The organism is Microbacterium sp. 1S1 (assembly GCF_008271365.1).
In the GTDB taxonomy this organism is placed as follows: Bacteria; Actinomycetota; Actinomycetes; order Actinomycetales; family Microbacteriaceae; genus Microbacterium.
In genome coordinates this window covers 2936801-2957055 of the sequence record NZ_CP043430.1, presented here as the reverse complement: position 1 = coordinate 2957055, position 20255 = coordinate 2936801, and the positions used below count along the sequence as shown (strand labels likewise).

Here is a 20255-nt window from a genome sequence, read left to right as displayed (position 1 = left end):
CCCCGAGCGAGTAAGCTGGAGGTTTGCGTCGCGACCCGGCGCGTGAACGTGAAGGAGTCTCGTGGCACTAACCACCGACGTCAAGGCTGAGCTCGTCAGCATCCGCAATGCACCCCCGACGGTGCGCGTCGCTGAGGTGACAGCCATCCTCCGGTTCGCCGGCGGTCTGCACTCCATCGCAGGCCGGGTGGCCGTGGAGGCGGAGGTCGATGCCGAGACGCTCGCCCGGCGTGTGGCGCGCGACCTCGCAGAGATCTACGGCGTCCGGCCGGAGATCGCTCAGGTGCAGTCGAGCACCGCCAACGACGGTGCCCGCTGGGCCGTCCGCGTCATCGCGCAGGGGGAGACGCTGGCGCGTCAGACGGGGTTGCTCGATCAGCGTCGTCGCCCCGTCCGTGGGCTTCCGAACCGTCTCACCACCGGCTCCCGCGCCGAGGTCGCCGGCCTGTGGCGCGGTGCGTTCCTGGCGGCAGGAACGCTGAGCGAGCCGGGCCGTTCCGCCATGCTCGAGGTCGCCTGCCCCTCTTCGGAGGCGGCCATGGCCCTCGTGGGCGCCGCCCATCGTCTCGGCGTGGCCGCGAAGGCACGCGAGGTCCGCGGTCTGCCGCGGGTCGTCGTGCGCGAGGGTGAGGCCATCCGTACGATCCTCAACGAGATGGGCGCCCAGCGCACCGCTCTCGCCTGGGAGGAGCTCCGTCAGCGTCGCGAGGTCCGCGCCGGGGTGAACCGCCTCGTCAACTTCGACGACGCCAACCTCCGCCGCTCCGCGCAGGCAGCCGTGGCTGCGTGCGCCCGTGTCGAGCGCGCGCTCGAGATCCTCGCCGACGAGGTGCCCGACCACCTCCGCGTGGCCGGCGAGCTCCGGCTCGCCCACCGCGATGCCAGCCTCGACGAGCTCGGACATCACGCCGACCCGCCGCTGACGAAGGACGCGGTGGCCGGCCGGATCCGGCGTCTGCTGGCGATGGCGGACAAGCGCGCGCAGCAGGAGGGCATCCCCGGGACCGAGGCGGCTGTCCCGGCCGGGCTCGACGTCTGACCCGTCGGCGCGTCGTTTTCCCGACGTGTCAACCCCCGGAAGGATCGGGGCGCCGCGCGCGTTGGCGTCAGTAGGATGAAAGTCGTCCGCTCTCCGTCGCACATCGGCGACGCGGAGCATCGGCAAGCGCCGCGGCGCGGCGCGGATTGGATGAATGCGATATGGCCACCTACACGCTCCCCGACCTTCCCTACGACTTCGCCGCTCTCGAGCCGCACATCAGCGGCAAGATCATGGAGCTGCACCATGACAAGCACCACGCGACGTACGTCGCGGGCGCCAACACCGCTCTGGAGCAGCTTGCCGAGGCCCGCGAGAGCGGCAACCTCGCGAACGTGAACAAGCTCGAGAAGGACCTCGCCTTCAACCTCGGCGGGCACGTCAACCACTCGATCTTCTGGACCAACCTGTCGCCGAACGGCGGCGGTCAGCCCGAGGGCGAGCTCAAGGCGGCCATCGACGAGTACTTCGGTTCGTTCGAGAAGTTCCAGGCGCACTTCACCGCCGCCGCGACCGGGATCCAGGGCTCCGGCTGGGCGGTGCTGAGCTGGGACTCGATCGGCTCGCGCCTCATCATCCAGCAGCTCTTCGACCAGCAGTCGAACACCGCGCAGGGCACCATTCCGCTGTTCCAGCTCGACATGTGGGAGCACGCCTTCTACCTGGACTACCTCAACGTGAAGGCCGACTACGTCAAGGCCGCGTGGAACATCGCCAACTGGGAGAACGTCGCCCAGCGCTTCGAGGTCGCCCGTCAGCAGACGAACGGCCTGCTGGTACTGTCGTAATCGGGTCGCGTCCCGGCGGGCCCACGGCTCGTCGGGGCGCCATCTCAGCCAAAAAACCCGCGCATGGCGCACGCTCGACAGCGGCGCTCGGCGCATGAGAAACAGGGAGACCTGAGTGTCTGTCAAGATCGGTATCAACGGCTTCGGCCGCATCGGACGCAACTACTTCCGCGCAGCTCTCGCGCAGGGAGCAGACCTTGAGATCGTCGCGGTCAACGACCTCACCGACAACAAGACCCTGGCACACCTGCTGAAGTACGACTCGGTCAGCGGTGTCCTCGACGCCGAGATCACGTACGACGACGACAGCATCACCGTCGACGGCAAGGAGATCAAGGCCTTCGCGGAGCGCGACCCCGCCAACCTCCCGTGGGGCGAGCTGGGCGTGGACATCGTCATCGAGTCGACCGGCTTCTTCACCAACGCCGACGCCGCGCGCAAGCACATCGACGCCGGCGCGAAGAAGGTCCTCATCTCGGCTCCGGCCACGGGTGACGACCGCACGATCGTCATGGGCGTGAACGAAGAGACGTACAACCCGGAGACGGACCACATCATCTCCAACGCCTCTTGCACCACGAACTGCCTCGCGCCGCTGGCCAAGGTGTTCAACGACGCCTTCGGCATCGACCGCGGCTTCATGATGACGGCCCACGCGTACACCGCGGACCAGAACCTGCAGGACGGCCCGCACAAGGACCTCCGCCGTGCCCGTGCCGCCGCGATCAACATCACGCCGGCCTCGACGGGTGCCGCGAAGGCCATCGGTCTCGTGCTGCCGGAGCTGAACGGCAAGCTCAGCGGCTCGTCCTACCGCGTGCCGGTTCCCACCGGCTCGATCGTCGATCTCACGCTCGTCACCGACCGCGAGAACCTGACGGTCGACGAGGTCAACGAGGCCTACAAGAAGGCGGCGGCCGAGGGGCGTCTCGCCGGGTACCTGCAGTACAACGAGGACCCGATCGTGTCGAGCGACATCGTGCACAACCCGCACTCGTCGATCTTCGACTCGACGCTCACCAACGTCAGCGGCAACCTGATCAAGGTCTCGAGCTGGTACGACAACGAGTGGGGCTACTCCAACCGTCTCGTCGACCTGACCGAGTACGTCGCCGAGCGCATCTGAGCTCCGACACATGACTCTGCGCACCCTGGACTCACTGGGTTCGCTCGAGGGCAAGCGCGTCATCGTCCGTTGTGACCTGAACGTCCCCCTGCGGGACGGGGTCATCACGGACGATGGCCGTGTCCGCGCCTCGTTGCCGACCCTGAAGACCCTGATCGACGCGGGTGCCCGCGTCGTCGTCTGCTCGCACCTCGGTCGCCCCGACGGCGCCCCCGACCCGCAGTACAGCCTGGAGCCGGTCGCGCAGCGACTGTCCGAGCTGCTCGGCGCACCGGTCGCCTTCGCGGGCGACACGGTCGGCGAGGCTGCGAAGGACGCAGTGGGGTCCCTCGAGAACGGCCAGGTCGTCGTGATCGAGAACCTCCGATTCAACCCGGGGGAGACCTCGAAGGACGAGGCCGAGCGCGGTGCCTTCGCGGCGCAGCTCGCGGAACTGGGCGACGTGCTCGTCTCCGACGGCTTCGGCGTCGTGCACCGCAAGCAGGCGAGCGTCTACGACCTCGCGAAGCTGCTGCCGTCGGCAGCCGGCCTCCTGATCGCGACCGAGCTGGACGTGCTCGACCGCCTGACGGAGAATCCAGAGCGCCCGTACGCGGTCGTGCTCGGCGGGTCGAAGGTGAGCGACAAGCTCGGAGTCATCTCGCACCTGCTGCCGCGGGTCGACCGCATCCTCGTCGGCGGGGGCATGCTCTTCACCTTCCTGAAGGCGCAGGGGCACGCCGTGGCGTCGAGCCTCCTCGAAGAGGACCAGCTCGACACCGTCCGGGGCTACATCGCCGAGGCGGCCGAGCGCGGCGTGGAGCTCGTGCTCCCCACCGACGTGATGGTCGCCGCATCGTTCGGCGCGGACGCGGACCACGAGGTGGCTGCCGCGGACGCGATCGAGGAGACGGCGTTCGGCTCGTCGGGCATCGGCCTGGACATCGGGCCGGAGACCGCGGCGCGCTTCGCAGAGGTCATCCGCGGATCGAAGACGGTGTTCTGGAACGGCCCGATGGGCGTGTTCGAGTTCCCGGCGTTCGCTGCGGGCACCAAGGCGGTCGCGCAGGCGCTGACCGAGGTCGACGGCCTGAGCGTCGTCGGTGGCGGTGACTCCGCCGCAGCCGTCCGCCAGCTGGGATTCACCGACGACCAGTTCGGGCACATCTCGACTGGCGGCGGCGCATCCCTCGAATTCCTCGAGGGCAAGAAACTACCTGGGCTGGAGGTCCTCGGATGGGCGTGAGCTCCCGTACCCCGCTGATCGCGGGCAACTGGAAGATGAACCTGGACCACCTGCAGGCGGTGGCGTTCGTGCAGAAGCTGCACTGGACGCTGAAGGACGCCAAGCACGAGGACGGATCGGTCGAGGTGGCGGTGTTCCCGCCCTTCACGGACATCCGCAGTGTGCAGACGCTGATCGACGCGGACAAGATCCCGTTCGCGTTCGGCGCGCAGGACCTCTCGGCGCATGACTCCGGTGCGTACACCGGCGAGATCTCCGGGGCGTTCCTGGCGAAGCTCGACGCGAAGTACGTCATCATCGGGCACTCCGAGCGCCGCGAATACCACGCCGAGTCCGACGAGGTCGTGGCCGGCAAGGTGAAGGCGGCCCTCAAGCACGGCCTCGCCCCCGTGATCTGCGTCGGTGAGACGGCGGAGGACCTGGAGAAGTTCGGCGCCAGCGCCGTTCCGGCCGGACAGCTCGAAGCCGCTCTGCAGGGCGTCTCGCCCTCGGCCGACATCGTCGTGGCGTACGAGCCGGTCTGGGCCATCGGCTCCGGTCAGGCGGCCACCGCGCAGCAGGCGCAGGATGTCTGCGCGGCACTCCGCGGCGTGATCGCGAAAGTCCTCGGAGACGAGGCGGCCGCCCGTACGCGCATCCTCTACGGCGGGTCGGTGAAGGCGGCGAACATCGCCAGCTTCATGCGCGAGCCCGATGTGGACGGTGCGTTGGTCGGCGGCGCGAGCCTCGTCGTTGACGAGTTCGCGGCGATCATCCGGTTCGAGGAGCACGTCGGCGTGTGAGTGCAGCGGGGCTACGGCCCCGCTGCACCGTATACTTGACCGTTACGGGGGCGCTCCGGCCCCAGCGAAAGGCACTTTCCGTGGCAATTCTCGAGTTTGTCCTGCAGGTCGTGCTGGGCATCACCAGCGTCCTGCTGACTCTCCTCATCCTCTTGCACAAGGGCCGCGGTGGCGGTCTGTCCGACATGTTCGGCGGCGGCATGACCACTGCGGTCGGCTCCTCCGGTCTCGCGGAGCGGAACCTGAACCGCTTCACCGTCGTCCTGGCGCTCACGTGGTTCGTCGCCATCGTGGCGCTCGGCCTCATCACGAAGTTCGAGGTGATCTGATGGCTACCGGTGGAAACGCTATCCGCGGTACCCGTGTCGGTTCTGGTCCTATGGGGGAGCAGGACCACGGCTACCATGCCGACCGCATCGCGGTGTCGTACTGGGACGGCCTCGGCAACGAGACGGTGCGGTACTTCGCCGCCGGTCTCCCCGAGGAGGAGATCCCGGAGATCATCGACCACCCGCAGTCCGGTCTCCCGGCCGGCCGCGACAAGGAGAACCCTCCGGCGGTCGCCAAGGCCGAGCCGTACAAGACACACCTCGCCTACGTGAAGGAGCGTCGGACGGACGAAGAGGCTGTCCAGCTCCTGGAGGACGCCCTCACTCAGCTCCGCGAGCGTCGGGGGCAGTGACCGCCCTCTGAAACGCGAGAAGAAGCCGCCGTGGCGATCACGGCGGCTTCTTCCGTCTCAGCGGCAGCCGGCCGCGGCGTCGATGTAGTTCTGCGGCGGATACCCGTAGGCCCAGACGCCGTTCGCCTCGTCCGTGAAGCCCATGCTGATGGCCCAGGCCGTCGCCCACTTCTCGATGCTGTCCTGGGTGGACGAGTCGTACATGTCCTGACACTTCACGCTGATGGCGTGACCGACCTCATGCGCGACGAGCGCCTTGCTGCGTTCCGCCGGCCACTGCTCCGCGACCGAGTTCGACAGCTCTATGACCGCACGCCCCGGTGCGTCCCACCACCAGGTGGTGTAGCCGCCCATGCTGCCGTTGTCCCCGGCGCCGTTGACGACGGGGGACCAATCGAACTCCAGCAGGACTCCCGGAGCGAGCGAGCGGGCGAAGGCCTCGATCTCCAGGCGAGAGCCGCGGAGGGGGCCCGCCTTCTCCGCCAGCTCCTCGGCCTCGGTCGCCGCCACCTGCGCCGCCGCCTTCTGCAGCGCGGCGTACACGGTGGCGGTGGTGTCGTCGACCGCGGTCACGGCGGTGGCGTCCGAAGCGGCGTCGCGCAGGGCGATCACGGCGTCATTGCGGGCGGAGAGGTGCGCGGCTTCGAAGGTCGCCGCGGCGGTTCCGGCCGCCGTGACGACCGCGACCCCGCTCTCGGACACGGCGTCCCGCCCGGCGGCGGCGTCGGCAGAGGCGGTCTTCAGGTCGTCGACGAGGTCGTGCACCCGCTCCTGATCGGTCTGGAGCTCCGCGGTGGCTGCGAAGAGCTCCCAGAACCACGTGGGCTTCTCCCCGGTCGATGGAGGTGTGGCCGCCACGACCTTTTCGATGTCCGCGCCGATCCCTTCGCCATCCGCGACGGCAGCGGTCAGGGCGGCCCAGGCATCCTCCGGCACGGGGAGGGTCGCGTCTCCGGTGTCGAGGATCACGTGTCCGGCGTCGGTCGATTCCAGCAGCGCCCGGTAGCGGTGATCGACCTCGGTGCGCTGTGCCTGGAAAGTGCGCGTCGCGGCGTCCACCTGGGTCCGGGCATCGTCGTAACCGAGGTTCGCCGACACCTGTGCGGTGGCCAGGCCGCTGACCACCACGACCCCGCCCAGCACCCCCGCGAGGATGCGTCCGCGTGGGCGGCGGCGTCCGCTCCTCGGCGCCGGAGCGGACCTGGATGGCGCATCCGTCTGCTGCGAGAACACGGTCGGCAGGCGGTGGCCACCGTGTGGCGGGATCGGCGCCGCGACGGGGCCGGAGGGGAGCGCATCCGTCACGACATGTCCATTCGCTCTGGCCTTCCGGTCGGGAACTGCGTGCATCTGCTGTCAGCGTATTGGACGCAGCGCGCACGCGGTGCGGGCGCGGGACTGCCAGGATGAGCGCATGGCGGGCGTGACGGTGCGGACGATGACGGCGGACGAGTTCGACGAATGGATGGGCGAGGTCGCGCGCGCGTACGCGCACGAGCAGGTCGCCGCAGGGCGCTGGCCCGCGGACGGCGCGATGGAGCGGGCCCGCTCGGACAACGCGCGCATGCTGCCGCAAGGGCCGAACACGCCACGCATGCTCGTGCTCCGCGGACTCGATGCGGGCGGGCGGGCCATCGGCCGCGCCTGGGTGGGGCTCGATCATCCGCGCGGTGCTCCCGGGGTGGCGTTCCTCTACGACATCGAGGTGGAGGCCGGCCGACGTGGCGAGGGACTGGGGCGCGGTCTGCTCGCGGCGGTGGAGGGCGCAGCACGGGCGGCGGGCGCGACAGCGCTCGAGCTCAATGTCTTCGGCGGGAACCGGCCGGCGATCAGGATGTACGAGACGGCGGGGTACGAGGTCGTCACGCAGCAGATGCGGAAGCCCCTCTGACAAACGGGCTGCGTCTAAGTGGAGGGGGTGACGGGAATCGAACCCGCGCAATCAGTTTGGAAGACTGAGACTCTACCATTGAGCTACACCCCCGGAACCGGTGTCCGGACTCCATCGATCATAGCGGACGGTCGGGCGTGCTCCTGTCCGTTAGACTCTGTGGGGCTGAATCTGCGTGCGGATTCCCCGGGGCGTAGCTCAGCTTGGTAGAGCGCCCGCTTTGGGAGCGGGAGGTCGCAGGTTCAACTCCTGTCGCCCCGACTCGACCCCCACGACCTTTCAGCCGCGTCCCGCGCGGAAACCACAAGGAGAACACACCAGCATGGCGAACAGCACCGTCGAGAAGCTGACCCCGACCCGGGTCAAGCTCACCATCACGGTCACCCCGGACGACCTCAAGCCGAGCATCGCGCACGCCTACGAGCACATCGCACAGGACGTCCAGATCCCCGGCTTCCGCAAGGGCAAGGTGCCGGCTCCGATCATCGACCAGCGCATCGGCCGCGGTGCCGTCATCGAGCACGCCGTCAACGAAGGCCTGGACAAGTTCTTCCGTGAGGCGACCACCGAGCACAAGCTCCGCATCGTCGGCCGCCCGTCGGCCGAGATCACGCAGTGGCCGAACGAGAAGGACTTCTCGGGCGACCTCCTGGTCGACGTCGAGGTCGACGTGCGCCCGGAGATCGAGCTCCCGGACTACGAGGGCATCACCCTCGAGGTCGACGCCGTGGAGGCCGACGAGGCCGCCCTGGATGCCGAGCTGGAGAACATGCGCGCCCGCTTCGGCACGCTCATCCCCGTCGACCGCCCCGCGGCCAAGGGCGACTTCGTCGAGCTGGACCTCGTCGCCACCATCGACGGCGCCGAGATCGACCGCGCCGAGGGTGTCTCATACGAGATCGGCTCCGGCGAGCTCCTCGAGGGCATCGACGACGCGATCGAGTCGCTCACCGCCGGTGAGGACACCACCTTCCGCTCCGCCCTCGTCGGCGGCGACCACGCCGGCAAGGAGGCGGAGGTCTCCGTCACCGTCAAGGCCGTCAAGGAGCGCGAGCTCCCCGAGGCCGACGACGAGTTCGCCCAGATCGCGAGCGAGTTCGACACGATCGCCGAGCTGCGCGACAGCCTGCGCGAGCGCGTCGAGCAGCAGGGTGTCTTCACGCAGGGCTCCGCCGCCCGCGACAAGCTCGTCGAGACGCTGCTCGCGCAGATCGACATCCCGGTCCCGCCGCAGCTCATCGAGGACGAGGTGCACAACCACCTCGAGGGTGAGGGTCGTCTCGAGGATGACGTGCACCGCGCCGAGGTGACCGAGGCCAGCGAGAAGCAGTTCCGCACGCAGGTGCTGCTCGACACGATCGCCGAGCAGGCCGACGTGCAGGTCTCGCAGGAGGAGCTCTCGCAGTACCTCATCCAGTCCGCCGCGCAGTACGGCATGGCGCCGCAGGAGTTCGTCGAGGCGCTGCAGTCCTCGAACCAGCTCCCCGCGCTGGTCGGAGAGGTCGCCCGTAACAAGGCGCTCGCGATCGCGCTGGGCAAGGTCAAGGTCGTGGACACGAACGGCAAGGCCGTCGACCTCTCCGACTTCGTCGTGACCGACGACGAGACCGAGGACGAGGGCGAGAAGGCCGCCGAGACCGAGGAGAAGCCGGCCGCGAAGAAGAAGGCGCCTGCCAAGAAGGCGGCCGCCACGAAGGACGCCGACGCGGACGAGAAGCCCGCTGCCGAGAAGAAGCCGGCCGCCAAGAAGCCGGCGGCGAAGAAGGCTCCGGCCAAGAAGGACGCCGACACGGCCGAGTGATCGGCATGGTCGAGTGAAGAGGGCGGGTGCTGCGGCATCCGCCCTCTTTCTCATCGAGGGAAGGACGACGGCATGACGAGCTGGGACGACCGCATCGATCGGGTGTGGGCGGAGGCGTCAGGGGAAGAGGTCGGCGACGAGACGATCGCGCGCATCGACGCCCTCGCGGCCGAGCGGGGCCCGGACGACGCTCGGGCTGAGTTCGAGCGCGCCGGCGCGCGCGACTCCGCGGGCCGCCCGGCGGAGGCCGTGGAGTTGTACCGTCGCGCCCTGGCGCTCGGCCTCGACGAGGAACATCGCCCGCAATGCGTGATCCAACTCGCGAGCTCGCTGCGCAACCTGGGCGACTACGACGAGGCGCTGCGGGTGATCCGCGCCGAGGAGGAGCGGTCAGCGGACGGACCCTATCGCGACGCGGTCGCGGTCGTGCACGCGCTCATCCTCGCCAGCGCCGGGCGACCGGCGCAGGGCCTGTCGGTCGCCATCCTCGCCCTCGTCCCGCACCTCCCGCGCTACCACCGCTCGATGACCGCATACGCCCACGAGATCGCGGGCGGCGACACCTGATATGCCGACGGCGAACACGACCTGGGGGCCGTGCGCGCGCCGGTAGATTCGAATCACTGAAACACGGAAGCAGGAGCTGACATGGCTGAACCCCTCGTCGCGACAAGCGTCTTCGACAGGTTGCTGAAGGACCGCATCATCTGGCTCGGCTCGGAGGTGCGAGACGACAACGCCAACGAGATCTGCGCGAAGATCCTCCTTCTCGCCGCCGAAGACTCCGAGAAGGACATCTACCTCTACATCAACTCGCCCGGCGGCTCGATCACCGCGGGCATGGCGATCTACGACACGATGCAGTTCGTGCCGAACGACATCGTCACCGTCGGTATCGGCATGGCGGCCTCGATGGGCCAGCTGCTGCTGACGAGCGGCACCAAGGGTAAGCGCTACATCACCCCGAACGCCCGCGTGCTGCTGCACCAGCCCCACGGCGGCTTCGGCGGCACCGCGAGCGACATCCAGACGCAGGCGCAGCTCATCCTGTCGATGAAGAAGCGTCTCGCCGAGATCACCGCCGCCCAGACCGGCAAGCCCGTCGAGCAGATCAACGCCGACGGCGACCGCGACCGCTGGTTCACGGCGGAGGAGGCCCTCGAGTACGGCTTCGTCGACCACATCCGCGAGCACGCCAGCGACGTCACCGGCGGCGGCGGCACGGGCGTCGAGTAAGGATTCGAGAGGACACCATGTACACACCCACGTTCCAGTCCGCCGGAAACCTGCCCTCCAGCCGGTATGTGCTGCCGCAGTTCGAAGAGCGCACCGCCTACGGCTTCAAGCGTCAGGACCCGTACAACAAGCTGTTCGAAGACCGCGTGATCTTCCTCGGCGTGCAGGTCGACGACGCGTCCGCCGACGACGTCATGGCGCAGCTCCTCGTCCTGGAGAGCCAGGATTCCGAGCGCGACATCACCATGTACATCAACTCGCCCGGTGGCTCGTTCACCGCGATGACGGCGATCTACGACACGATGCAGTACGTCGCGCCGCAGATCCAGACCGTCGTGCTCGGCCAGGCGGCCTCGGCCGCCTCCGTGCTGCTCGCGGCCGGCGCGCCCGGCAAGCGTCTCGCGCTGCCGAACGCCCGCGTGCTGATGCACCAGCCGGCGATGGGGGAGGCCGGTCACGGTCAGGCCTCCGACATCGAGATCCAGGCGGCGGAGATCCTCCGCATGCGCACCTGGCTGGAGGAGACCATGGCTCGTCACACCGGTAAGCCGGTCGAGCAGGTCAACCGCGACATCGATCGCGACAAGATCCTCTCGGCCAATGAGGCGCTCGAGTACGGCATCGTCGACCAGGTGCTGACCTCGCGCAAGCGCGCATAGTCGGCATTCGCAGGAAAGGGGCGCCCGTCGATCGACGGGCGCCCCTTTCGCGTCCGGCGGATGTGCGCGGGAAGGCGACCGGGATGCGCATATGAGCAGACAGGTGCGCGAACGCTGAATCCGGCCTACCCTGGAAGAGGAAGGAGGACGCCGTGGAAGAAGATCTGCTCATGGTCCGAGTCGCCGAGCTGTATTACGACGAGGACAAGACGCAGGACGAGATCGGCGGCCTCCTGAAGATCTCCCGCTGGAAGGTCGGGCGCCTGCTCACGCAGGCCCGTCAACGCGGCATCGTCCGGATCGAGATCGTCCATCCGCGCGCCCGTCGGCTCGGCCTCGAACGCGAGCTCGTGGAGCGCTTCGGGCTCTCCGATGCCGTGGTCGTCCCGTCGCCCGAGGGCGATGAGGGGACTCTCGAGCGGGTGGCTCAGGCCGCCGCGGATTTCCTGACCGCGCTCCGTCCCGTCCCTCGTACCCTCGGGGTGAGCTGGGGCAAGACGCTCCGCGCCGTCGCCGAGGCCCTGCCCGACGGCTGGGCGCATGGCGTCACGGTCGTCCAGCTCAACGGCGGTGTGAGCCTCAACCGACGCTCGGGAGGGGCCGCGGGACTCGCGGTGACCATCGCCCAGCGCGCCTCCGGCCAGGTCTCGCTGCTGCCGAGCCCGGCGATCCTGGAGCACGTCGAGACGAAGCAGGCGATCGAAGGCGACCGCACCGTCGCAGCCGTGCTGGAGGAAGCCGCCGACGCCCAGGCTTTCCTGTTCACCGCCGGCCCGTGCGACGCGACCTCGGCCCACGTGGAGAACGGCTATCTGACCGCCACCGACGTCGAGGAACTCGCGCGCCGCGGCGCCGTCGGAGATGTCCTCGGGCGCTATGTCGATGCCGAGGGCAACATCGTCGACCCGCAGCTGGACGCGCGCACGGTCGGCGTCGCGCTCGACCGCCTGCGCGGTGCCGCGCGGGCCATCTTCGTGACGGCGGGTCCCGCCAAGCACGACATCGCGCGCACGGTCGTGACCAGCGGCCTGTGCGGGGTCCTGGTGACCGATGAGACCACAGCACGAGCATTGTTGGAGGAACAGTGACGACGACAGAACTCAGCCGCAGGACGGCGGTGGACGTCCTCGGCGGTGAGCCGGACGACGCCACCCTCCGCCGCTTCCTGCACGGCCTCCCCGGCGTGGACGCCGTCGGGCTGGAGCAGCGCGCTGCCGGCCTCGGCACGCGCTCCATCAAGACGACGTCGAAAGCCTGGGCGCTCGACACGATCATCAAGCTGATCGACCTGACCACGCTGGAAGGTGCGGACACGCCAGGCAAGGTGCGCTCCCTCGTCGCTAAGGCGAAGAACCCCGATGCCGCCGACCCCTCGACCCCCCGCGTCGCCGCGGTCTGCGTCTACGGCGACATGGTCGGCGACGCGGTCGCGGCTCTCGGCGGCCTGCACGGCGACCCCGACGACGGCCTCATCTCCGTCGCCGCCGTGGCCACCGCCTTCCCGAGCGGACGGTCCTCCCTGGCGATCAAGCTCGCCGACACCGCGGAAGCGGTCGCGGCCGGTGCGGACGAGATCGACATGGTCATCGACCGCGGCGCGTTCCTGTCCGGCCGTTACGGGCTGGTGTTCGACCAGATCGCCCAGGTCAAGGAAGCGTGCCGCCGCGAGGACGGTTCGTACGCCTCCCTCAAGGTGATCCTCGAGACCGGGGAGCTCAACACCTACGACAACATCAAGCGCGCCTCCTGGCTGGCCATCCTCGCCGGGGGCGACTTCATCAAGACCTCGACGGGCAAGGTCCAGCCGGCGGCGACGTTGCCGACCACCCTGCTCATGCTGGAGACCGTGCGTGACTGGTATCGCGGGACGGGGGAGCGCATCGGCGTGAAGCCCGCGGGCGGCATCCGCTCGTCCAAGGACGCGGTCAAGTACCTCGTGACCGTGGCCGAGACCGTGGGGGAGGAGTGGCTCCAGCCGCACCTGTTCCGCTTCGGCGCCTCGAGCCTGCTCAACGACGTGCTTCTGCAGCGTCAGAAGCTCACCACCGGCCATTACTCCGGCCCCGACTACGTCACGATCGACTAGGAAACCCGACATGTCATTCCTGGAATACGCTCCGGCTCCGGAGTCCACGGCCGTGCTGAACCTCAAGGACAGCTACGGGCTGTTCATCGACGGCGAGTTCGTCGACGGCGCAGGCACCCCCTTCCGCACCATCTCTCCGGCGACGGAGAAGGAGATCGCCGAGATCGCCTCCGCCGACGACGCGGACATCGACCGCGCCGTCGCGGCGGCACGACGCGCCTACGACCGGGTCTGGTCGCGGATGAGCGGCCGCGACCGCGGCAAGTACCTGTTCCGCATCGCTCGTCTCGTGCAGGAGCGCGCCCGCGAGCTGGCCGTCGCCGAGAGCCTCGACAACGGCAAGCCCATCAAGGAGAGCCGCGACGTGGACGTGCCGCTCGTCGCATCCTGGTTCTTCTACTACGCGGGCTGGGCCGACAAGCTCGACTACGCCGGTCTGGGTGCGAACCCGCGCGCGCTGGGGGTCGCCGGTCAGGTCATCCCGTGGAACTTCCCGCTACTGATGCTCGCGTGGAAACTCGCCCCGGCGCTGGCGGCCGGCAACACGGTCGTGCTCAAGCCTGCCGAGACCACGCCGCTGACGGCGCTGATCTTCGCCGAGATCCTGCAGCAGGCCGATCTCCCCGCCGGTGTCGTGAACATCGTCACGGGGGCCGGGCCGACCGGTGCCGCCCTGGTCCGTCACCCCGACGTCGACAAGGTGGCCTTCACCGGCTCGACCGGTGTCGGCCGAGACATCGCCCGTGCCGTCGCGGGGACGAACAAGAAGCTGACGCTCGAGCTGGGCGGCAAGGCCGCGAACATCGTGTTCGATGACGCGCCGATCGACCAGGCCGTCGAGGGCATCGTCAACGGCATCTTCTTCAACCAGGGCCACGTGTGCTGTGCCGGGAGTCGTCTGCTCGTGCAGGAGTCGATCCACGACGAGGTCGTCGACCGGCTGAAGAACCGGCTGTCGACCCTGCGTCTCGGCGACCCGCTCGACAAGAACACGGACATCGGCGCGATCAACTCCGCCGCGCAGCTCGCCCGCATCCGGGAGCTCAGCGACATCGGCGAGGCCGAGGGCGCGGAGCGCTGGACCGCGGACTGCGCCATCCCGGAGCAGGGCTTCTGGTTCGCCCCGACGATCTTCACCGGGGTCGAGGCCTCGCACCGCATCGCTCGGGATGAGGTCTTCGGGCCGGTGCTGTCGGTCCTCACCTTCCGGACGCCCGCCGAGGCGATCGCCAAGGCCAACAACACCCCGTACGGTCTCTCCGCCGGCATCTGGTCGGACAAGGGGTCGCGGATTCTCGCGGTCGCCGACCGGCTGCGCGCGGGCGTCGTCTGGGCGAACACGTTCAACCGTTTCGACCCGTCGAGCCCGTTCGGCGGCTACAAGGAGTCCGGGTACGGCCGCGAGGGCGGTCGACAGGGGCTCACCGCCTACCTCAAGGGAGCCGCAGCATGAGTAAGCGACTGACCGTTCCGAAGACGTACAAGCTCGCGATCGGTGGGGCGTTCCCTCGGAGCGAGTCGGGGCGCACCTACGAGGTCGTCACCCGAAAGGGCGCATTCCTGGCGAACGCCGCGAAGGCCTCCCGCAAGGACGCCCGCGATGCGGTCGTCGCCGCTCGCGCCGCCGTCAAGGGCTGGTCCGGTGCGACGGCCTACAACCGCGGGCAGGTGCTCTACCGGGTCGCCGAGGTCCTCGAGGGGCGCCGCGCGCAGTTCGTCGACGAGATCGTCGCGCAGGAGGGTGTCTCGACCTCGGCGGCCACGGCACAGGTCGACGAGGCGATCGACCTCTGGGTCTGGTACGCGGGCTGGTGCGACAAGTACGCGCAGGTGGCGGGGAACGCCAATCCGGTCTCCGGCCCGTACTTCAACATCTCGGTGCCCGAGCCCACCGGCGTGGTCGCGATCGTGGCCCCGCAGGACTCGGCGCTGCTCGGCCTGGTCTCGGTGGTCGCGCCCGCTCTGGTCGCAGGCAACACCGTCGTCGCGATCGCCAGCGAGCAGTACCCGCTCTCCGCGATCAGTCTCGCCGAGGTGCTCGCCACCAGTGATGTCCCCGGGGGCGTGGTGAACGTGCTCACCGGCTCGCCGGCGGAGATCGCGCCGTGGCTCGCCTCGCACCAGGATGTGAACGCCCTCGATCTCGCCGGCGCGGGCGCGCTGGAGTGGGTCGACATGCAGATCGCCGCGGCGGAGACGCTGAAGCGCGTCCTCGCCCCCGGCGACGTGGTCGCCTCGCCGGAGCGGATCGCCGCGTTCACCGAGGTCAAGACGGTCTGGCACACCAAGAGCATGGTCTGACGACATATCGGGATCGACGAGGGCCCTGTCGCGCACCGCGCGGCGGGGCCCTCGTCATTCGCGCAGCGTTCGTGTGACGCCGGTGCTGTGGTTTCATGGCGGCATGGCGATGACGTGGGGGACGCGGGCCGGCTCCGTGCGAGTGACGATGGTGTTCGCGGCGCTGCTGCTCCTCGGCGGATGCGCTGCCGCGCCGGCGGACGTCGGCTCCGGCGAGTCGACGCCGACCGTGACGCCGACCGTGACGCCGACCGTCGCCTGCCCGCAGGTGGACGGCGCCGAGCTTCCGCCGGAGTGTGCGCCCTACGATCCCGACCACGCGATGGCGCAGAACGACAGGTATCGGGAGCGGATGGACGTATCGGACGAGGCTGTGGCCGCTGCCGAGAAGCCCGTCGCGGACCTCCGTGAGCGCCTGGAGGGGTTGCGCGCGGCGGGCACGATCTCCGTTGTCGCCGTCGAGGACGCCCTGCGCGGGGTCGGTCTCACCCATCACGTCGTCCGAGGCGACACGCGCGCGGTGGCGTTCGGGGCCGATGGGCCGGAGGGTGGCTGCGTCTTCGGGGACGTGCGTCCTGACGAAGTCCGCGTGGACGTCGGCGGATACATCATGGACGGTGGCTGCCTCCCTGCGGAGTGACGACGGTGAGGTCGTTCTCCGGGACCCGCGGAACGACCCGTCGCCAATGCGGCCCGGTGTCCCATGCAGCGGTTAGGCTCGAAGAACGATCCTGATCCCCCCGAGGAGGACGCGCATGGCCCGCATCGGTGAAAGCGCTGACCTGTTCAAGTGCTCGTTCTGCGGAAAGAGCCAGAAGCAGGTGCAGCAGCTCATCGCCGGACCCGGCGTGTACATCTGCGACGAGTGCGTCGAGCTCTGCAACGAGATCATCGAGGAGCGCATGGCGGAGTCGTCCGCCGAGGGCGTCGCCGAGTTCGAGCTGCCGAAGCCCCGCGAGATCTTCACGTTCCTCGAGGAGTACGTCGTCGGGCAGGAGCCCGCGAAGCGCGCGCTCTCGGTCGCCGTCTACAACCACTACAAGCGCGTGCGCGCACACGGCACGTTGCAGCCGGCCGAGCAGAAGGCTGAGGAAGTCGAGATCGCGAAGAGCAACATCCTGCTCATCGGGCCGACGGGCTGCGGAAAGACCTATCTGGCGCAGACGCTCGCCAAGCGCCTCAACGTGCCGTTCGCCGTCGCCGACGCGACCGCGCTGACCGAGGCGGGCTACGTCGGCGAAGACGTCGAGAACATCCTCCTCAAGCTCATCCAGGCCGCGGACTACGACGTGAAGCGAGCCGAGCAGGGCATCATCTACATCGACGAGGTCGACAAGATCGCCCGCAAGGCCGAGAACCCGTCGATCACCCGCGACGTGTCGGGCGAGGGCGTGCAGCAGGCGCTGCTGAAGATCATCGAGGGCACGGTTGCCTCGGTGCCGCCGCAGGGCGGCCGCAAGCACCCGCATCAGGAGTTCCTGCAGATCGACACCTCGAACGTGCTCTTCATCGTGGCCGGTGCCTTCGCCGGCCTGGAGGACATCGTCTCGGCGCGCGTCGGCAAGCACGGCGTCGGCTTCGGCGCTCCGCTGCACGACAAGGGCAAGGACCTCGATCTGTTCAGCGAGGTGCTGCCGGAGGACCTCCACAAATTCGGGCTCATCCCGGAGTTCATCGGTCGTCTGCCCGTCGTCACGAACGTGTCACCGCTCGACCAGGCCGCGCTCATCGACATCCTTACCGGTCCTCGCAACGCGCTCGTGAAGCAGTATCAGCGCATGTTCGAGCTCGACGGCGTCCAGCTGGAGTTCGAGGAGGACGCGCTGCGGTCAATCGCGGACCTGGCGGTCGAGCGCAAGACCGGTGCCCGTGGTCTCCGCGCCATCCTGGAGGATGTGCTCGGTCCCGTGATGTTCGAGATCCCCTCCGCAGAGGACGTTGCGAAGGTGATCATCACGCGCGCCGCCGTCGACGAGGGTGCTCCGCCCACCATCGTGATGGAGCGCAAGCGCAAGAGCGCCTGAGCGGGGCGACGCGGCTCGGCCGACGAGGTCGGACGTGCCTGCTCAGGCCACCGGCATGAGCAGATCGGTGCGCAGCTCGTCCGGATCGACCCCGGGATCTGACACGTAGACCTCGATCCAGATGCCGCGCGGCCGGAGCCCTGCCTCTGCGGCACGCGCGACGAGCCCGGCCCAGCCGGCACCCAGTCCGTCGTAGGACCCGAACAGTGTGGTCGCGACGGCCTGCCCTGTCGGCATCGCCGACGCGATGATCGCGGCGCCCCCGACGACGATCTCGTCGGAGGGTGGAGTCTGCACGGGAAAGCCGAGCTCCAGATCGAACACGCCCATCGGGTCGCCGTGGTAGATCGCGAGGGCCGGTCCGACGGGGATCAGAGTGCCGTCACCGAACGTGGAGCCGATCGCCGCGTACCCGGTGTCGAAGGCGTCGCGGAGGTCGGCGAGGAGAATGCCCTCGTGCCGGATGACGGCGAGGGGAACGGCGTCGAGTTCCAGGCTGTCCGCCGGGCCGAACGGTGCGTCAGGGAATGCGTCCATGCGCTCAGGGTCTCACGACTCACGAGTCCAGTCCACGACGTTTCAGGAGCGGCTCGATCTCCGCGTCCCGCCCGCGGAAGTCGCGGTAGGCGGCCAGCGGGTCCTTCGAACCGCCGACGCCGAGCAGACGCTCGCGGAAGCGGTCGCCGTTCGCCCGCGTGAGCCCGCCGTTCTCCCGGAACCACTCGACCGTGTCGGCGTCAAGCACCTCGCTCCAGATGTAGGAGTAGTACCCCGCGCTGTAGCCGCCCGAGAAGACATGCGCGAAGTAGGTGGAGGAGTATCGGGTCGGAACGGCGGGGTCGTCCAGCCCGACATCGGCGAGCGCGGCCGCTTCGAACCTCGCGACGTCGTCCACTGCATCCTCGACGGAGAGCCGGTGCCACGCCTGGTCCAGCCATGCCGCGGCCAGGTACTCGCTGGTCGCATGCCCCTGATCGAACGTCGCGGTCGCCCGAAGCCGCTCCACGATGGCAGAGTCCAGCGGTTCGCCGGTCTCGTGATGCCGGGCGTAGTTGTCGAGGACCTCGGGCCAGAGGATCCACATCTCGTTCACCTGGCTGGGGAACTCGACGAAGTCGCGGAACACGTTGGTCCCGGCGAAGTGCGGGTACGTCACCGTGGCGAACAGGCCGTGCAGAGCGTGCCCGAACTCGTGGAACAGCGTCGTCACCTCGTCGAGCGTCAGCAGCGTGGGCTCGCCGTCGCCGGGCTGAGCAACATTGAGGTTGTTGACCACGACGGGGGCGCTGCCACGCAGGCGGGACTGGCTGACGATCGCGTTCATCCACGCGCCACCGCGTTTCGAGTCCCGGGTGTAGAGGTCGAGCACGGAGAGACCGAGCGGGGAGTCGTCGGCGTTGCGCACTTCGAAGACACGGGCCTGCGGATGGTAGGCCGCGAGGTCGTGTCGCTCCTGGAACGTCACCCCGTAGAGTCGGGTCGCTGCGAAGAACACGCCTTCCTGCAGCACCCGCTCCGCCTCGAACCACGGACGCAGGGCGGCGGTGTCGATGTCGTAGCGGGCAGCGCGCACGCGTTCCGTGTAGAACGCCCAGTCGTGGGCTTCGACGGGGAAGGGCTCGGGTTCCGTCTCGTCGACGATCGCCTGGAGCGCGGCGCGCTCGGCACGGGCGTTGCGCGCGGACGGCCCGGCCAACCGGCGCAGCATCTGCTCGACCGCTTCCGGGGTCCCCGCCGTCTCGTCGGCCGTGACGTATGCGGCGTGGGACGAATACCCCAAGAGGCGCGCGCGCTGGGCGCGGAGGCGCACGATCTCGCGCAGCACCGGACGGTTGTCGTTCGCGTTATCGCGGGATCCTCGCGCTCGGGACGCCGCCATGACCCGGCGTCGGGATTCCCGCACCGCAAGCCGTGCGAGCGCGGGGTGGCCGGTGAACAGCGGCAGCGTGAGGAGGTAATGACCGTCGAGCCCTCGATCGGCGGCGGCGCGCGCGGCGGCGGAGAGTTCTCCCGCACTCAGGCCTTCCAGCTCGGCCGCGGATTCGAAGACGACGGCGAGATCGTTCGTGTCGCTCAGCAGGTTCCGCTCGAACGTGTTCGTGAGCACGGACAGCTTCTGGTTCAGCGCCGTGAGCTGCGCCTTGGCGTCGCCGTCGAGCCCGGCGCCGGCGTGTGTCATCTCGCGGTGGTAGCGCTCCACGAGGTAGCGCTGCTCCGGGTCGAGGTCGAGGGTGTCGCGCTGCTCGTACACGTGGGTCACGCGGGCGTAGAGCGCCGCATCGAGCGTGATCGCGTCCTGGTGGGCCGCCATGAGCGGCGCGAGTTCCTCGTCGATCGCCTGGATCTCCGGCGTCGCGTCGGCCGAGCTCACGGTGTAGAACGCGTGCGCCACCCGGTCGAGGAGCCCGCCCGATCGCTCCAGCGCTTCGAGGGTGTTCTCGAACGTCGGCATCGATCGCACGCGGGTGATGCTCGCGACCTCGGCGAGGTGCTCCGCGAATCCGGCTCGGAAGGCGGGGAGGTAGTGCTCCGGGCGGATCGCCCGATAGTCCGGAAGGCCGAAGGGAAGGGTCGACGGCTGCAGCAGCGGGTTGGTGGCGTCGCTCATCCTCCGA

General features: G+C 69.1%; 21 protein-coding genes and 2 tRNA genes. 19 read left to right on the top strand and 4 right to left on the bottom strand.

Annotated elements, in window-relative coordinates:
* The first annotated feature begins 61 nt into the window (after window positions 1-61).
* The 7 genes from whiA to FY549_RS14290 all read left to right on the top strand — a co-directional run bounded on the left by whiA (window position 62) and on the right by FY549_RS14290 (window position 5642).
* Window positions 62-1039 carry a DNA-binding protein WhiA gene (gene whiA / locus FY549_RS14320; RefSeq protein ID WP_149085608.1) on the top strand — a complete coding sequence of 326 codons (978 nt, stop codon included), beginning with the start codon at window positions 62-64 and terminating at the stop codon, window positions 1037-1039.
* A 161-nt stretch (window positions 1040-1200) separates the two neighbouring features.
* Window positions 1201-1827 (top strand): superoxide dismutase, encoded by a 627-nt coding sequence (locus tag FY549_RS14315; RefSeq protein ID WP_102209577.1) that lies wholly within the window; start codon window positions 1201-1203, stop codon window positions 1825-1827.
* A 115-nt stretch (window positions 1828-1942) separates the two neighbouring features.
* Window positions 1943-2953, top strand: a complete 1011-nt coding sequence (gap, locus tag FY549_RS14310; protein ID WP_149085607.1) for a type I glyceraldehyde-3-phosphate dehydrogenase — start codon at window positions 1943-1945, stop codon at window positions 2951-2953.
* Window positions 2954-2963: 10 nt separating this feature from the next.
* Window positions 2964-4178 (top strand): phosphoglycerate kinase, encoded by a 1215-nt coding sequence (locus FY549_RS14305; RefSeq protein ID WP_149085606.1) that lies wholly within the window; start codon window positions 2964-2966, stop codon window positions 4176-4178.
* Window positions 4169-4960: a triose-phosphate isomerase gene (gene tpiA, locus FY549_RS14300; protein ID WP_149085605.1), complete on the top strand. Its 792-nt coding sequence runs from the start codon at window positions 4169-4171 to the stop codon at window positions 4958-4960. Before FY549_RS14305 ends, tpiA begins: the two co-directional genes overlap by 10 nt.
* Window positions 4961-5040: 80 nt before the next feature.
* Complete coding sequence (gene secG, locus FY549_RS14295; RefSeq protein WP_101845144.1) at window positions 5041-5289, top strand: preprotein translocase subunit SecG; 249 nt, start codon at window positions 5041-5043, stop codon at window positions 5287-5289.
* Complete coding sequence (locus FY549_RS14290) at window positions 5289-5642, top strand: RNA polymerase-binding protein RbpA (RefSeq protein WP_025105022.1); 354 nt, start codon at window positions 5289-5291, stop codon at window positions 5640-5642. Before secG ends, FY549_RS14290 begins: the two co-directional genes overlap by 1 nt.
* Window positions 5643-5699: 57 nt before the next feature.
* Here FY549_RS14290 and FY549_RS14285 read toward each other — a convergent pair whose 3' ends face one another.
* On the bottom strand, window positions 5700-6947 hold the full coding sequence (locus FY549_RS14285; RefSeq protein ID WP_149085604.1) for a hypothetical protein: 1248 nt from the start codon (window positions 6945-6947) through the stop codon (window positions 5700-5702).
* Between the two features lie 109 nt (window positions 6948-7056).
* Here FY549_RS14285 and FY549_RS14280 point away from each other — a divergent pair, with 109 nt between their 5' ends.
* Window positions 7057-7533, top strand: coding sequence for a GNAT family N-acetyltransferase (locus tag FY549_RS14280; RefSeq protein ID WP_149085603.1), 477 nt, complete (start codon window positions 7057-7059; stop codon window positions 7531-7533).
* A gap of 19 nt (window positions 7534-7552) precedes the next feature.
* Here the strand turns inward: FY549_RS14280 and FY549_RS14275 are convergent.
* Window positions 7553-7626: transfer RNA gene (locus FY549_RS14275), tRNA-Gly, on the bottom strand.
* A 94-nt stretch (window positions 7627-7720) separates the two neighbouring features.
* Between FY549_RS14275 and FY549_RS14270 the strand changes: the two genes are divergently transcribed.
* The 11 genes from FY549_RS14270 (at window position 7721) to clpX (ending at window position 17640) form a co-directional block, all read left to right on the top strand.
* Window positions 7721-7794, top strand: a tRNA-Pro gene (locus FY549_RS14270).
* A gap of 61 nt (window positions 7795-7855) precedes the next feature.
* A complete protein-coding gene (gene tig, locus FY549_RS14265) occupies window positions 7856-9334 on the top strand; it encodes a trigger factor (RefSeq protein ID WP_149085601.1) in 1479 nt (492 codons plus the stop codon).
* Between the two features lie 72 nt (window positions 9335-9406).
* Complete coding sequence (locus FY549_RS14260; RefSeq protein WP_149085599.1) at window positions 9407-9901, top strand: tetratricopeptide repeat protein; 495 nt, start codon at window positions 9407-9409, stop codon at window positions 9899-9901.
* A gap of 81 nt (window positions 9902-9982) precedes the next feature.
* On the top strand, window positions 9983-10570 hold the full coding sequence (locus FY549_RS14255; protein WP_149085598.1) for an ATP-dependent Clp protease proteolytic subunit: 588 nt from the start codon (window positions 9983-9985) through the stop codon (window positions 10568-10570).
* A gap of 17 nt (window positions 10571-10587) precedes the next feature.
* Window positions 10588-11229 (top strand): ATP-dependent Clp protease proteolytic subunit, encoded by a 642-nt coding sequence (locus FY549_RS14250; RefSeq protein WP_025105017.1) that lies wholly within the window; start codon window positions 10588-10590, stop codon window positions 11227-11229.
* 152 nt (window positions 11230-11381) lie between these two features.
* A complete protein-coding gene (locus FY549_RS14245) occupies window positions 11382-12317 on the top strand; it encodes a sugar-binding transcriptional regulator (protein ID WP_149085597.1) in 936 nt (311 codons plus the stop codon).
* A complete protein-coding gene (gene deoC / locus FY549_RS14240) occupies window positions 12314-13315 on the top strand; it encodes a deoxyribose-phosphate aldolase (protein WP_149085596.1) in 1002 nt (333 codons plus the stop codon). The genes FY549_RS14245 and deoC overlap by 4 nt, the downstream gene beginning before the upstream one ends.
* 10 nt (window positions 13316-13325) lie before the next feature.
* Entirely contained in the window at window positions 13326-14768 is a 1443-nt protein-coding gene (locus FY549_RS14235; protein ID WP_149085595.1) for an aldehyde dehydrogenase family protein, read from the top strand.
* Complete coding sequence (locus FY549_RS14230) at window positions 14765-15616, top strand: aldehyde dehydrogenase family protein (RefSeq protein ID WP_149085594.1); 852 nt, start codon at window positions 14765-14767, stop codon at window positions 15614-15616. The genes FY549_RS14235 and FY549_RS14230 overlap by 4 nt, the downstream gene beginning before the upstream one ends.
* Window positions 15617-15719: 103 nt before the next feature.
* On the top strand, window positions 15720-16256 hold the full coding sequence (locus FY549_RS14225) for a hypothetical protein (RefSeq protein ID WP_149085593.1): 537 nt from the start codon (window positions 15720-15722) through the stop codon (window positions 16254-16256).
* Window positions 16257-16371: 115 nt separating this feature from the next.
* Entirely contained in the window at window positions 16372-17640 is a 1269-nt protein-coding gene (gene clpX, locus FY549_RS14220) for an ATP-dependent Clp protease ATP-binding subunit ClpX (protein ID WP_025105011.1), read from the top strand.
* Window positions 17641-17682: 42 nt separating this feature from the next.
* Here clpX and FY549_RS14215 read toward each other — a convergent pair whose 3' ends face one another.
* Window positions 17683-18177, bottom strand: a complete 495-nt coding sequence (locus tag FY549_RS14215) for a GyrI-like domain-containing protein (protein ID WP_149085592.1) — start codon at window positions 18175-18177, stop codon at window positions 17683-17685.
* 19 nt (window positions 18178-18196) lie between these two features.
* Window positions 18197-20248: a M3 family metallopeptidase gene (locus tag FY549_RS14210; RefSeq protein ID WP_149085591.1), complete on the bottom strand. Its 2052-nt coding sequence runs from the start codon at window positions 20246-20248 to the stop codon at window positions 18197-18199.
* Window positions 20249-20255 lie beyond the last annotated feature (7 nt).